This is a genomic window from Comamonas sp. 14P8.1.4 (assembly GCF_057799285.1).
Genome location: NZ_JBYOKN010000002.1, coordinates 254,468 through 267,764, shown reverse-complemented (window position 1 = coordinate 267,764; position 13,297 = coordinate 254,468). Strand labels below are relative to the sequence as shown.

The 13,297-nt window shown below is 62.7% G+C and carries 9 protein-coding genes and 1 pseudogene; 5 read left to right on the top strand and 5 right to left on the bottom strand.

Going from position 1 to position 13,297, the window contains the following annotated elements; genetic code table 11:
• Positions 1-40: 40 nt before the first annotated feature.
• Positions 41-1,909 (bottom strand): phosphoenolpyruvate carboxykinase (GTP), encoded by a 1,869-nt coding sequence (locus tag AC27VO_RS05905; protein ID WP_488665784.1) that lies wholly within the window; start codon positions 1,907-1,909, stop codon positions 41-43.
• A gap of 300 nt (positions 1,910-2,209) precedes the next feature.
• Here AC27VO_RS05905 and AC27VO_RS05900 point away from each other — a divergent pair, with 300 nt between their 5' ends.
• From AC27VO_RS05900 to AC27VO_RS05885, 4 genes and pseudogenes are all read left to right on the top strand, one after another.
• Positions 2,210-3,592, top strand: coding sequence for an FAD-binding oxidoreductase (locus tag AC27VO_RS05900; RefSeq protein WP_488665783.1), 1,383 nt, complete (start codon positions 2,210-2,212; stop codon positions 3,590-3,592).
• Between the two features lie 73 nt (positions 3,593-3,665).
• A complete protein-coding gene (hutG, locus tag AC27VO_RS05895) occupies positions 3,666-4,472 on the top strand; it encodes an N-formylglutamate deformylase (RefSeq protein WP_488665782.1) in 807 nt (268 codons plus the stop codon).
• A pseudogene (gene alkB, locus AC27VO_RS05890) lies at positions 4,469-5,124 on the top strand (DNA oxidative demethylase AlkB). The gene hutG and the pseudogene alkB overlap by 4 nt, the downstream one beginning before the upstream one ends.
• 109 nt (positions 5,125-5,233) lie before the next feature.
• Positions 5,234-6,298, top strand: coding sequence for a homocysteine S-methyltransferase family protein (locus tag AC27VO_RS05885; RefSeq protein ID WP_488665781.1), 1,065 nt, complete (start codon positions 5,234-5,236; stop codon positions 6,296-6,298).
• A 218-nt stretch (positions 6,299-6,516) separates the two neighbouring features.
• On the opposite strand, the gene AC27VO_RS05880 is transcribed toward AC27VO_RS05885, so the two are convergent.
• From AC27VO_RS05880 to nirK, 4 genes are all read right to left on the bottom strand, one after another.
• Positions 6,517-6,939 carry a hemerythrin domain-containing protein gene (locus tag AC27VO_RS05880; RefSeq protein ID WP_488665780.1) on the bottom strand — a complete coding sequence of 141 codons (423 nt, stop codon included), beginning with the start codon at positions 6,937-6,939 and terminating at the stop codon, positions 6,517-6,519.
• A gap of 59 nt (positions 6,940-6,998) precedes the next feature.
• Positions 6,999-9,287, bottom strand: coding sequence for a nitric-oxide reductase large subunit (locus AC27VO_RS05875; protein ID WP_488665779.1), 2,289 nt, complete (start codon positions 9,285-9,287; stop codon positions 6,999-7,001).
• 23 nt (positions 9,288-9,310) lie between these two features.
• Positions 9,311-9,988: an iron-sulfur cluster repair protein YtfE gene (gene ytfE / locus AC27VO_RS05870; protein ID WP_488665778.1), complete on the bottom strand. Its 678-nt coding sequence runs from the start codon at positions 9,986-9,988 to the stop codon at positions 9,311-9,313.
• 125 nt (positions 9,989-10,113) lie between these two features.
• Complete coding sequence (gene nirK / locus AC27VO_RS05865) at positions 10,114-11,556, bottom strand: copper-containing nitrite reductase (RefSeq protein ID WP_488665777.1); 1,443 nt, start codon at positions 11,554-11,556, stop codon at positions 10,114-10,116.
• A 161-nt stretch (positions 11,557-11,717) separates the two neighbouring features.
• On the opposite strand from nirK, the gene norR reads away from it, so the two are divergent.
• Entirely contained in the window at positions 11,718-13,271 is a 1,554-nt protein-coding gene (gene norR, locus AC27VO_RS05860) for a nitric oxide reductase transcriptional regulator NorR (RefSeq protein ID WP_488665776.1), read from the top strand.
• The last annotated feature ends 26 nt before the right edge of the window (positions 13,272-13,297 follow it).

The following is a 13,297-nucleotide window of genomic DNA, read 5'->3' as shown; positions in this document are numbered from 1 at the left end:
GCTTGAAAGCATTCAATATCCTGCGCTAGCTGCTCACTTTTTATGCGGCCAGTCGGGCTTCCAGCTGGGCCTTGGTCTCCAGCAGCGCCTGGGGCATGCCCAGCGCCAGCTGGTCAAAGTGCGCGGTGTGCAGCTTCATCTCTTCGGCCCAGGCGGCCTTGTCGATGCCGGTCACGGTGGCGAACTGCTCGGCGCTGAAGTTCAGGCCGCTCCAGTTGATCTCGCCGTAGGTTGGGGCCACGCCAAAGGCTGTGGCCTGGCCTTGGGCCTGACCTTCGATGCGGTCAATCATCCACTTGAGCACGCGCATGTTCTCGCCGTAGCCAGGCCAGACGAACTTGCCTTCGGCATCCTTGCGGAACCAGTTGGTCTTGAAGATCTTGGGCAAGGTACCGCCGGCGGCTTCCACCTTGGCGCCCACATCCAGCCAGTGCTGGAAGTAGTGGCTCATGTTGTAACCCGCAAACGGCAGCATGGCGAAGGGATCGCGGCGCACCACGCCTTGGGCGCCAAACGCGGCGGCGGTGGTCTCCGACCCCATGGTGGCAGCCATGTAGACGCCTTCGGTCCAGTTCAGGGCCTCGGTCACCAGCGGCACGGTGGTGGAGCGGCGGCCACCAAAGATGAAGGCGTCAATCTTCACGCCCTTGGGGTCATCCCAAGCGTCGTCCAGCGCGGGGTTGTGAATGGCAGCCACGGTAAAGCGGGCGTTGGGGTGGGCGGCCTTGGCGCCGGTTTCCTTGGCGATGGCGGGCGACCAATCCTTGCCTTGCCAGTCGATCAGGTGCTCAGGGATAAAGCCCGTGTCTTTTTCCATGCCTTCCCACCACACGTCGCCGTCGTCGGTCAGCGCGACGTTGGTGAAGATCACGTCCTTGTCCAGGCTCTTCATGCAGTTCGGGTTGGTCAGCATGTTGGTGCCGGGGGCCACGCCAAAGTAACCCGCTTCAGGGTTGATAGCGCGCAGGCTGCCGTCGGCCTGGGGCTTGATCCAGGCGATGTCGTCACCAATCGTGGTCACCTTCCAGCCGTCAAAACCTGCGGGGGGCACCAGCATGGAGAAGTTGGTCTTGCCGCAGGCCGAAGGGAAGGCCGCTGCCACGTGGTACTTTTTGCCTTGCGGGTTGGTCACGCCCAGGATCAGCATGTGTTCCGCCAGCCAGCCTTGTGCGCGGCCCATGGTGGACGCAATGCGCAGCGCAAAGCACTTCTTGCCCAGCAGCGCGTTGCCGCCATAGCCCGAGCCGTAGGACCAGATTTCGCGCGTTTCGGGGTAGTGCACGATGTACTTGGTCGTGGGGTTGCACGGCCAGCTGGTGGTGTCCTTCCGTCCTTCTGCCAGTGGCGCACCCACGGTGTGCACGCAGGGCACAAACTCGCCATCGGTGCCGATCACGTCGTACACGGCCTTGCCCATGCGCGTCATGATCTTCATGTTCACGGCCACATAGGCGCTGTCAGACAGCTCAATGCCAATGTGCGCAATGGGCGAGCCCAGCGGACCCATGCTGAAAGGCACCACATACATGGTGCGGCCAGCCATACAGCCGTCAAACAGCGGGTTCAGAATGCCGCGCATCTCGGCAGGGGCCTTCCAGTTGTTGGTCGGGCCGGCGTCTTCCTGCTTTTCGCAGCAGATGAAGGTGCGGTCTTCCACGCGGGCCACGTCCGAAGGGTCGGAGCAGGCCAGGTAGCTGTTGGCGCGCTTGGCGGGGTTGAGCTTTTTGAACGTGCCGGCGTCCACCAGTTGCTGGCACAGGGCGTCGTATTCGGCCTGCGAGCCGTCGCACCAATGCACCTTGGCGGGCTTGCACAAAGCCACCATTTCGCTGACCCAGGCGATCAGCTGGGGGTTCTTCACATAGTCTGGGGCCTGCACTTGCAGAGCCTTGGGCGCGGCTGCGTTCATCGATGTCTCCGGGATAGTTAAAAGCGGTGATGTCAGCCCTCGGTGCAAGGGCTGGCAGCACCGTTTTCAGTGCTTTTCGGCGACCCTTGAAGGGCCTGTTTTTTCAGCAGCAGGCGGCCATTCTAGGGAGCTGACACAAAAAAGCCATCCGTACAGGATGTAAAACTATGCGTTTGATGCATTACTTTATGCAGGTCAATGAAGTGGCTGGATCGCAGCCCATGGGGATGTGGTTCCTCACACGTTGGGCACCGCGTGCAGCCCGCACAATGGCAGGCAGTGAAAGATTTAGGTTTAGCCATGGCTCAAGAAAAATTCCTGGAAGCACTGCTGCACACCCTGGGCAGTGATGTTGTGTTGACCGGCGCTGCGGTCGAAGCGCGCTACCACACCGACTGGAGCGGCACGCCCCCGGTCGCCCCGCTGGCGCTGGTGCGCCCGCGCAGTACCGACGAGGTCAGCGCTGCACTGCGCCTGTGCCATGCCCACCGCGTGCCCGTGGTGCCCCAGGGCGGCTTGACCGGTCTGGCTGGTGGTGCCGTACCGGTGGAAGGCTGCGTGGCCCTCTCGCTGGAGCGCATGAACACCATCGAATCCATCAATGCGCGCTCGGCGGTCATGACCACCCAGGCAGGTGCCACGCTGCAGGCGGTACAGGAAGCGGCGGTCGAGGCTGGCCTGGTCTTCGGCGTGGATCTGGGTGCGCGCGGCAGCTGCCAGATTGGCGGTAATGTGGCCACCAATGCCGGCGGCAACGGTGTGTTGCAGCACGGCATGATGCGCGAGCAGGTGCTGGGCCTGGAAGTGGTGCTGGCCGATGGCACGGTGTTGCCCATGCTGCGCCCCATGATCAAGAACAACACGGGCTACGACCTCAAGCAGTTCTTCATCGGCGCCGAAGGGACGCTGGGTATCATCACCCGCGTGCTGCTGCGCCTGCGCCCACAGCCCCAGGCCAAGGCCACGGCGCTGGTGGCCATGCCCAGCTTTGATGCATCGCTGGCCGTGCTGCAGCGCATGCAGCAGCGCTTTGGCAACAGCGTGGCAGCGTTTGAGCTGATGTGGAACAACTTTGTCCAGGCCTCCGTGCAGTGGCAGCACCTGCAAGCCCCGTTTGCCGACAGCCACCCTTTCCTGGCGCTGATCGATGTGGATGGCAAGGACGAAGCCAGCCTGCGCGAAGCCGTCGAAGAGGCGCTGGGCGAAGCCATGGAAGCCGAGGAGGTGCTGGACGCCGTGATCGCCCAGTCGCAGACCCAGGCCAAAACTCTGTGGAAGCTGCGCGAAGCACCCGCCGAGCTGAACACGAACATGCACCCGCCCATCAACTTTGATGTGAGCCTGCCGCAGTCCGAGATTGGCCGCTTTGCCGAAGCCATTCAGGCCGCTTTCGATGCGCGCTGGCCCGGCCACTTCACGCTGTTTTTTGGCCATGTGGGCGACGGCAATCTGCACGTCTCCACCGATGGCCGTACCGTCAACGGTGCATGCGATGCCGTTGAAGCCGAGCTGTACCGCGTGGTGGGTGCGTTCCAGGGCTCGGTCTCGGCCGAGCACGGCATTGGGCTGCACAAAAAACCTTTCCTGCAGTTAAGCCGTACAGCGCCTGAATTGGCTGCGATGCGCGCTATCAAAGCTGCGCTCGATCCGCTGGGGCTGATGAACCCGGGCAAGGTGCTCTAAGCGCCCACCGACAAAGACGCGCCTTGGCGCGTCTTTTGCTTGCTGGATCTGCATTTTTGATAGCTGCTTACGTATGACACACGCTGATTCCCCGTTTGTTTTCCACCAGGGCACTGCGCCACTGCTGATCTCCATGCCGCATGCAGGCACCCAGGTGCCTCCCGAGATTGCGCAGACGCTGACGGCCGAGGCCCAGCAGGTGCCTGACACCGACTGGCACATGCCCCAGCTGTACGCATTTGCGCAGGCCCTGGGCGCCTCAACGTTGGTGGCCACGCATTCGCGCTATGTGGTGGATCTGAATCGCCCGCCCAATGGCGAGAGCCTCTACCCTGGCCAAAGCGTGACGGGCCTGTGCCCGGTAGATACCTTTGCCGACACCCCGCTGTACGCCGATGGCCGCACGGCCGTGGCCGCTGCCGAGGTGGAGCGCCGCCGCACACAGTACTGGCAGCCCTACCATGACCAGCTGCGTGCCGAGCTGGAGCGCCTGCGCGCGCTGCACGGCAAGGTGGTGCTGTGGGATGCGCACAGCATCCGCTCTGTGCTGCCGCGCTTTTTTGAGGGCAAGCTGCCGGATCTGAACCTGGGCACCGTTGACGGTGCGAGCTGTGACGCCGCGCTGGCCCAGCAGTTGTTGCAGCTGGCGCAGGCGGCGCCTGGGCACACTGCGGTGCTCAACGGCCGCTTCAAGGGCGGCCACATCACCCGTCACTACGGTGAGCCCGCGCGCGGCATTCACGCGGTGCAGCTGGAGATGACGCAGTGCAGCTACATGCAGGAAGCGCTGCCCTTTGCCTACCTGCCTGAACGTGCGCAGCGCATTCAGCCCACGCTGCAGCGCATGCTGCAGGCGACCCTGGACTTTGCCCGCGCATGACCCTGCCGCTGTTCACCACGCCAGCCTTGCCACCCCAACTGCTGGATGCAGGGGCGGTGCTGCTGCGTGGTTGGGCGGCAGAGCGCGATGCTGAATGGGTAGCCGCCGTGCAGCAGGTGACCGCACACGCACCTTTTCGCGTGATGACGCGCCCTGGCGGGGCCGCACTGTCGGTGGCCATGAGCAATTGCGGCGACTGGGGCTGGGTGTCGGATGCGCAGCGCTATAGCTACAGCAGCGCTGATCCTTTAACGGGCAAGCCTTGGCCCGCGATGCCGGTGTGGCTGTTTGAGCAGGCCGCGGCCGCTGCGGCCGCCGCCGGTTACAGCGGCTACGCCCCGGATGCCTGTTTGATCAACCGCTACCAGCCTGGTGCCAAGCTGACGCTGCACTGCGATGAGGATGAGATGGACTGGGGGGCACCGATTGTTTCCATCTCGCTGGGTTTGCCCTGCATCTTCCTATGGGGTGGCTTGGCGCGACAGGACCCGGTGGCGTGCCGCTGACGCATGGCGACGTGTTGGTGTGGGGCGGCGCTACGCGCATGACCTACCACGGAGTCCTGCCCCTCAAAGCCGGTCAGCACCACTTGCTGGGGGCCGAGCGCTGGAACCTGACCTTCCGCATGGCCAAGCGCTACTACGCCGCCTAGGTGGCACGCAGGCAAGCGTGGCTGGCGGCGGTGGCAAACGCCACACACGCAGGCGGGCAACAGCATCCCTGCAGCACGGGGCATGCACAGCTTTCTACAATGACGGCCTATGAGCCTGCCCCACTACACCCGCGCCCAAGAACTGCCCGCCCTGCTGCAACAGCGTATTGCCATCCTGGATGGCGCCATGGGCACCATGATCCAACGCTTCAAGCTGGGTGAAGCCCAGTACCGTGGCGAAGGCTATACCGGCGCGGATGGCGCAGGCGAGCGTTTCACAGACTTTGCGCACGACGTGAAGGGCAACAACGAGTTGCTGTCCATCACCCGCCCTGATGTGATTCGTGACATTCACGAGAAATACCTGGCCGCTGGTGCGGACCTGATCGAGACCAACACCTTCGGTGCGACCACGGTGGCGCAGGAGGACTACCACATGGCCGATCTGGCGCGTGAGATGAATCTCAAGAGCGCCCAGATTGCCCGCGCTGCTTGCGACAAGTACAGCGTGAATGGCCGCAAGTGCTATGTGGCCGGCGCCCTGGGCCCCACGCCCAAGACGGCATCCATCAGCCCCGATGTGAATGACCCGGGTGCGCGCAACGTCACGTTCGAGCAGCTGCGCCAAGCCTACTTCGAGCAGACCGTGGCGCTGATCGAGGGTGGTGCTGACGTGATTTTGGTTGAGACGATTTTCGACACGCTCAACGCCAAGGCCGCGCTGTTCGCGGTGGAAGAAGCGTTTGACGCGACGGGTGAAGTACTGCCCATCATGATCAGCGGCACGGTGACCGATGCCTCGGGCCGTATCTTGAGTGGCCAGACCGTCACGGCCTTCTGGCACAGCGTGCGCCACAGCAATCCGCTGTCCGTAGGTTTGAACTGCGCGCTGGGGGCCACGCTGATGCGCCCTTACATCCAAGAGCTGCACAAGGCTGCGCCCGATACGTTCATCAGCTGCTACCCCAACGCGGGTCTGCCCAACCCCATGAGTGACACCGGGTTTGACGAAACGCCTGACGTGACCAGTCGCCTGGTGCACGAGTTTGCGACGGAAGGCTTGGTCAATATTGTGGGCGGCTGCTGCGGCACCACGCCCGACCACATTGGCGCGATTGCCAAGGCGGTGTCTGCTGATAAGGGCCGCAAGTTGTTCTATCCCGCAGAGGCTTGAAGCCAAATTGGCCTGCAGCGCTTGTGCAGCAAGCGCTGACAGCTCTTATCGCGTGAGCAAAAGAGCGCGCATGACACCACAACGGCAAGGAAATTTCCTTGCTGTTTTGCGTGGTGCGCGAGGACGGGTGGCAATGGACGCCCCACGTAAAAAAGCCCTGCAACGCAGGGCAAGAGGTGCCACTTGAAAATCCATAGCCTGCGCTGCAGGCTGGTGCGTCAGACCAGCTCGGCCTGGGCCTCAATGCGGGGGTAGAACTCGTGGTTCTCGCGCTGCATGCGATCGTGCAGGCGGCGCAGCACGTCGTTGGCTTCGCCGCGGAAACCCTCGGCATCGCCGCGCAGGCGCTGCGCCGTGCTCCAGCGGCGCACAAAACTGTCATAGGCCTGGGACAGCGGTGCCATATCACTCTGGTACTGACGGCCCAGGCGTGCCAGCTCGGGGTCGCTGCCGCGTTGCAGTGCCGGGTACAGCGCCTGGTCTTCCACGGCCAGGTGCAGCTTGACGATGGCGCTCATGGCTATCAGGCCTTGGGCAATCGCTTCGGCGTTGTCGGTCACGCCTGCGTGCGTCAGCGCGCGCAGGGCCGCCACGCGGTGCTGGATGTCGGTGTGCTGGTGTTTGAGTTTGTCGATCTGCATGGTGTTTGCTGCGTGAGGAGGGCGCTTGCGCCCGCTGGGCAGGCGCAAGCGAGGGGGGCTTATTTGCCCAGCGTGACGCCGGTGGGTACGGTGTGGTGCATGGCCGTACTGCTGCCGCCCAGCACACCGCGTACCAGCTGCCAGGCCAGTGCCATGGCGCCGACGATGAACACCACATCACCGAAGGTGCGGACCCAGCGCAGGGTCTGCAGCAGCGGCTGCTGCATAAAGGCTTCGCTGCGTGCCCACCACAGGCCTTCGCTGACGCTGGCGTGGAACTGAATCAGGCCGATCGGTAGCAAGCTGGTGGCAATCATCAGCACCAGTCCGGCGTTGAGGCACCAGAAGCCGGTACGCATCAGGCCTTCGCTGAACACCAGCTGCGGGCGTACATAGCGCAGCACCATCAAGCTAAAGCCCAGGGCCAGGAAGCCATAGACGCCAAACAGGGCTGCATGGGCGTGCAGTGGCGTGGTGTTCAGCCCTTGCACGTAGTAAAGCGAAATGGGCGGGTTGATCATGAAGCCGAACACCCCGGCGCCCAGCATGTTCCAGAAGGCCACAGCCACAAAGCACATCAGCGGCCATTTCACCTGTTGCATCCACGGTGCGCGGTGCTGCAGGCGCCAGTTTTCCCAGGCCTCATGGCCCAGCACGACCAGCGGCACCACCTCGAGGGCACTGAACGAGGCACCCACGGCCATCACCGGGGTGGTGGTGCCCGCAAAGTACAGGTGGTGGAAGGTGCCGGGAATGCCGCCCAGCAGGAATAGCGAGGCCGATGCCAGACTGGCCGTGGTGGCCATGCGGCGCGAGACCAGCCCCATGCTGGAGAACACAAACGCCAGGCCAGTGGTGGCAAACACTTCAAAGAAGCCTTCCACCCACAGGTGCACCACCCACCAGCGCCAGTACTCCATGATGGTCAGGCTGGTGCGCTCACCATAGAACAGCCCTGCACCGTAGAACAGACCGATGGCTGCGCACGAACAGGTCAGCAGGGCCAGCAGGTTTTTGTCTTCGCCGTTGCGGGCCAGCAGAGCAGGTAAGACCCCACGCAGCATCAGCACCAGCCACAGCAGCATGCCCACCCATTTGAGGATTTGCCACAGGCGGCCCAGATCCACAAACTCGTAGCCCTGGTGGCCCAACCAGAAGTTCCATTCCGGCGGCAGGATTTGCGCAATCGCCAGGTAGTTGCCGATGAAGGAGCCCACGCAGACCAAGACCAGGGCCCAGAACAGCACATCCACACCCAGTTTCTGGAACCTGGGGTCCTTGCCGCCGTGAATGACGGGTGCGAGGAACAAGCCCAGTGCCAGAAAGCCCGTCGCAATCCAGAACAGCGCGCTCTGGATGTGCCAGGTGCGGGTGAGTGCGTAAGGGAACCACTGCGAGACATCGATGCCATAAAACTCCTGCCCTTCCACGGTGTAGTGCGCGGTAAATCCGCCCAACAGCACCTGGAAGATGAACAGGCCCGCAACCAGCAGCACATACTTGCCCAGCGCACGCTGCGAGGGGGTGAGGCCAAAGCGGGTGAGCGGGTCTTGTGCGGGGGCTGCGGCTTCGTCGCTCTCCTGGTGGCGCAGGAAAGACCAGCCCCAGACCAGAAAGCCCACGCCAGCCAGCAAGATCACTACGCTGACAATCGACCAGACCACGTTTTCGCTGCTGGGGTGGTTGTCAATCAGCGGCTCATGCGGCCAGTTGTTGGTATAGGTGACGTGGCTGTCGGGGCGCTCGGTGGCGGCAGCCCATGCAGTCCAGAAGAAGAACTTGGTCAGCTGCGCTCGGCGCTCGGCGCTGGGCAGGGTGTTTTCCTTCATCGCAAAGCTGGTGCGGCTGCCGCGCAGCGCGGGTTCGTCGGAGAACAGCTTCTCGTAGTAATCGGCAGTCTGTGCCATGGCCTGGGCGCGGCGTGCACTCACGGTGAGCGTGTTGCTGGCATCGACGCGGTTGTGCCGGTACTCGTCTTTCAGCTCAGCGCGCAGGGCCGCCTGTGGGCCCACGGCAAGGCTGTCATAGGACTGCTGGTGCTGTGCTTGTGCTGTCAGCTCCAGCCAGGCGCTCAGTTCGCGGCGCAGCCAGTCTGCGGTCCAGTCGGGGGCTTGGTAGGCGCCATGGCCCCAGATGGAGCCCAATTGCATGCCGCCGACCGATTGCCAGGCGGTCTGGCCGTCCAGAATGTCTTCTTCGGTGAACAGTTTTTCGCCCTGCGCCGTGACGACGTGGTCAGGAATTGGAGGGGCTGCGCGGTAGATGTCGGCACCCAGATAGCCGAGCAGCGAGAACATCACAATGCACAGGCCAATCAGCGTGAACCAGTGTTTTTTGTAGGGACCCATGGTGTGGCCCTCCCTCAGTAGGTTTACAAGACCTGTGCGGGCGCAAAGCGCTCGAACAGGATGTTGTTTTCGGTGTGGATGTGCTGCATCAGGTCTTCACGGGAGCTACGCAGCCCGGTGTAGAGCGCTCGCCAGGTGGTGCAGGCGCTGCGGGGCGGGGTGATGTCATGGGTCAGCTCGGCCAGGCGGCGCAGCTGGGTGCCGTGATCGTCGTGTTCGCCGCGCATGGCCGCGATGGGCATGCTGGCCATCTCGCCTTGGCCGCGCATGATCATGGGGAACAGCACCAGCTCTTCCTTGCGCATGTGGCTCTCCAGTTCCTGCGCCATGGCTTCCAGGTGGTCTGCCAGCCCGTTGGGGCAGTCCTCGCGCTCGCCATGCACCTGCTCCACGCGGCGTGCCAGGCGAATCAGCTCAGGCAGTTGTTCGCGGTGCACGGCGTGGTAGCGCGTCAGCAGGTGCTGTACCAGCTGCACATCGCTGGCGTCACCCAGTTCCATCTCCGTATCGGTGGTGGCGCGTGCTTCCAGGGTTTGCAATCCTTCAATCAAGGTGGGGACATCGATGTCCAGCCCCTCGATGGCGGTGCGCAGGCTGCGATTGCCGGCACAGCAAAAATCGAGCTGGTAGGTGTTGAATAAAGCGGTGGCTCCAGGGATTCGACGGGCGAGCTGACCCAACGATTGCTCCATGTACGACATGAGAATCTCCGTGTGTGGTTGGTGATGGAGGCAGCCTCCGAAGTGAGGCTGCCTGTGCTGCGTAGCAGAGAGTGATCGCTGCTCAGGTGCGGCCTGAGCAGCGCTTGGCGATGGCCGAGTGCCGCTTACAGGGCGCCAGCCTTGTAGACGCCAGGGGTAGGTTCACCCGTGACTTCCAGCACGCCGACGGCACCTTTGCCGGTACGTGACAGTGCGTGGTCCACCAGCAGGTAGCTGCCGGGGTGGTCGACCTTCAGCTCGACAATCGCTGCCCCGCCAGGGGCCACCAGCGTGGTCTGCACGCTGTGCTTGATGGTGTTGAGGGCGGCTTCGCTGTAGACCTTGTCAAACACTTCGCCAATCACGTGGAAGGACGAGATCTTGTTGGGGCCACCGACGCCGAAATAGATGCGCACGGTTTCTCCCACTTTGGCCTGCATCTTGTGTGTTTTGCTGAGCGCTCCCACAGCCCCGTTGAACACGTAATAGGTGGGCAGCTCATCCGACATTTTTTGCAGGTCCACTTCCTGGTGGAGCTTGGCGCCAATCGGGCGCTGGGTGTACATATCGCCCTGCATCACATAGAACTCGTGGTCCACCTTGGGCAGGCCTTGTTCGGGCTCGACCAGGATCATTCCGTACATGCCGGCTGCAATGTGCTGTGGCACCAGCGGGGTCGCGCAGTGATAGACAAACAAGCCTGCATGCATGGCCTTGAAGGTGATGGTTTTTTCTTGGCCAGGAGCCACTTGGGTGTGTTGACCACCGCCATGGCCACCGGTCACCGCGTGCAGGTCAATGGAGTGAATGGCCTTGCTGTCCTTGGCATTGGCCAGTGTCAGCTCGATGGTGTCGCCCTGGCGTGCGCGCAGCATGGGGCCTGGCACCTGGCGGTTGAAAGTCCAGTAGGTAAAGCTGGTGTCATCGTCCAGCTTGCCCGACAGCTCCACGGTCTCCAGGCGGACTTTGTGGGTCTGCGGTCCGGTGGCGGCGGTCAGTGTCGGTACCTTGTTAGGGTCCGCGGCAATACTGACCGCGGAAGGGTCGGCACTCTTGAGCGGCACGTTCATGGGGGTGTACAAGGCCAGTGCGGCATCGTTGGCGCCGCTGTGTCCGCTTGGTGTGGCTTGCGCATTGCCTGCGACGGAGATCGTGCCGAACATGCCCACCTGGCGGTGGCCGGGAATGGTGCAGTAGTACTGGAAGTCACCGGCCTTGCTGGCCTTGAAACGCACGGTCTGTTTGGCGCTGGCGCTGAATTTGCTGGAAGCCACATTCAGCTCATCAATGCGGAAATCGTGCTCGGCGCCTTCGCCGCTTTGCAGCTCAATTTCCACGGTATCACCCACATTCACGTTCAAGGTGGGATTGGCGACGCCTTGCTCGTTCACGTACACCATCTTGCCGTCCACCACATTGGTGTGCAGCACAAAGCGTTGAACGGATTGCTGGGCCGTTGCGACGCTTTTTTGGGGGGCAGAGGGTGCTGCATGCAGCACCGGGGCCATCCCGCTGAGCGTCAGTGCGCAGATGGCCAGAGAGAGAACTTTCAGTGTGGGTTGTGTCATGGTCATGGCTCCTGTGGTGAATGATGGATTTGCCGCTGACCAGACATACGCACGGAATAGGCCAGAAAAAAACAAAATAAAAACAAGTGTTTATCTAGATCAAGGTCAAAACTACCCGCCATGGTTAGGGTGAGAAATACCCGATAAAGGTGGTTTTCACCATGAATCCTTTGCATGCTTTGCTGTTGACTGACCTGGCCATGGAGCTGCCCATTGCAGTGCGACTGCAGCGCCTGGTGGAGCTGCTGCGCCTGCACTTTGCGTGTGGTGCCGTGGCACTGTTGCATCTGGATCGCGACATGCGCAGCTTGCGGCCCGTGGCCGTCGCAGGTTTGTCCAGCGATGCGTTGGGGCGGCGCTTTCCCGTGGCAGAGCACCCACGCCTGGCCACGCTGATTCAGCGGGGGGGAGAAGTGGTGCGTTTTGCGCACGACAGCAATCTGCCGGACCCTTATGACGGGCTGGTGATTGAGCAAGCGGGGCAGCCACTCGATGTGCATGACTGCATGGGCGTGATGCTGGAGGCAGAAGGGCAATGCTGGGGCGTGCTGACCCTGGATGCGCTGACGGTAGGCACGTTCGCTGGCAATGCTGTGCGTGATCTGGAACAGCTGGTGCTGGTGGTGGAGGCCGCGATTCGCGTCACGCGCCTGGAGACAGCACTGCGCAGTGCACGCCAGGCGGCAGGTGCGGTGGTGGAGGGTGTGGCGGCAGGCGTGGAAGGCGAAATCATCGGGGAAAGCAAACCACTGCAGAACCTGCTGAAAGAGTTGCAGGTGGTGGCGGATACCGAGTTGCCGGTACTGCTGCTGGGCGAGACCGGCGTTGGTAAAGAGCTGTTTGCGCGGCGTTTGCAGCAGATGTCACGGCGCCGGCATCGCCCTCTGGTGCACGTCAATTGCGCCGCTTTGCCAGAGGCTTTGGCGGAGAGTGAATTGTTTGGACACGTGCGCGGTGCATTTTCTGGGGCCATCACCGAGCGTCCAGGGCGTTTTGAAGCTGCAGAAGGTGGTACCTTGTTCTTGGACGAAGTGGGCGAGCTGCCACTGTCCATCCAGGCCAAACTGCTGCGTGCTCTGCAAAACGGCGAGATCCAGCGTCTGGGGGCGGATCGCCCGCGCAAGGTGGATGTACGCATCATCGCGGCCACTAACCGCAACCTGAAAGAGCGGGTGCAAGACGGCAGTTTTCGTGCAGATTTGTACCACCGGCTTTCGGTCTATCCGGTGCAAATTCCACCGTTGCGTGAGCGCGGCAGTGACGTGCTGCTGCTGGCAGGCTTTTTTCTGGAACTCAACCGTGCCCGGCTGGGGTTGCGCAGCCTGCGGCTGTCACCAGCGGCCGAGGATGCATTGCGCACCTACCCCTGGCCGGGCAATGTGCGTGAGTTGGAACACGTCGTCAGTCGAGCGGCGCTCAAGGCGCTGAGCCACGGCGCACAGCGCAGCGAGATCGTCTCTCTGGAAGCTGCGTGGCTGGGCCTGGATGTGCAGCTGTTGCAGTCCAACAGCGCGCCGGCGCTGGCATCCCCAGCGCTGGCACCTGCACAACCACTGCGTGCCGTGGTGGATGCGGCTCAGCGCGAGGCCATTCGCCAGGCCCTGGATGCTTGCCATGGGCAATGGGCGCAGGCGGCGCGGGATTTGCAGGTAGACCCGAGCAATCTGCACAAGCTGGCCAGGCGCCTGGGGCTGAAAGCATCAGCGACCGCATAAAAAAAGCCCCGCTGAAGTGCAGCGGG

Excerpts from the sequence above, each read along its gene's own strand:
- ytfE (WP_488665778.1), bottom strand. The coding sequence starts at position 9,988 with ATGTCGTACATGGAGCAATCGTTGGGTCAGCTCGCCCGTCGAATCCCT.
- norR (WP_488665776.1), top strand. The coding sequence starts at position 11,718 with ATGAATCCTTTGCATGCTTTGCTGTTGACTGACCTGGCCATGGAGCTG.
- AC27VO_RS05905 (WP_488665784.1), bottom strand. The coding sequence starts at position 1,909 with ATGAACGCAGCCGCGCCCAAGGCTCTGCAAGTGCAGGCCCCAGACTAT.
- AC27VO_RS05900 (WP_488665783.1), top strand. The coding sequence starts at position 2,210 with ATGGCTCAAGAAAAATTCCTGGAAGCACTGCTGCACACCCTGGGCAGT.
- nirK (WP_488665777.1), bottom strand. The coding sequence starts at position 11,556 with ATGACACAACCCACACTGAAAGTTCTCTCTCTGGCCATCTGCGCACTG.
- AC27VO_RS05875 (WP_488665779.1), bottom strand. The coding sequence starts at position 9,287 with ATGGGTCCCTACAAAAAACACTGGTTCACGCTGATTGGCCTGTGCATT.
- AC27VO_RS05880 (WP_488665780.1), bottom strand. The coding sequence starts at position 6,939 with ATGCAGATCGACAAACTCAAACACCAGCACACCGACATCCAGCACCGC.
- hutG (WP_488665782.1), top strand. The coding sequence starts at position 3,666 with ATGACACACGCTGATTCCCCGTTTGTTTTCCACCAGGGCACTGCGCCA.
- AC27VO_RS05885 (WP_488665781.1), top strand. The coding sequence starts at position 5,234 with ATGAGCCTGCCCCACTACACCCGCGCCCAAGAACTGCCCGCCCTGCTG.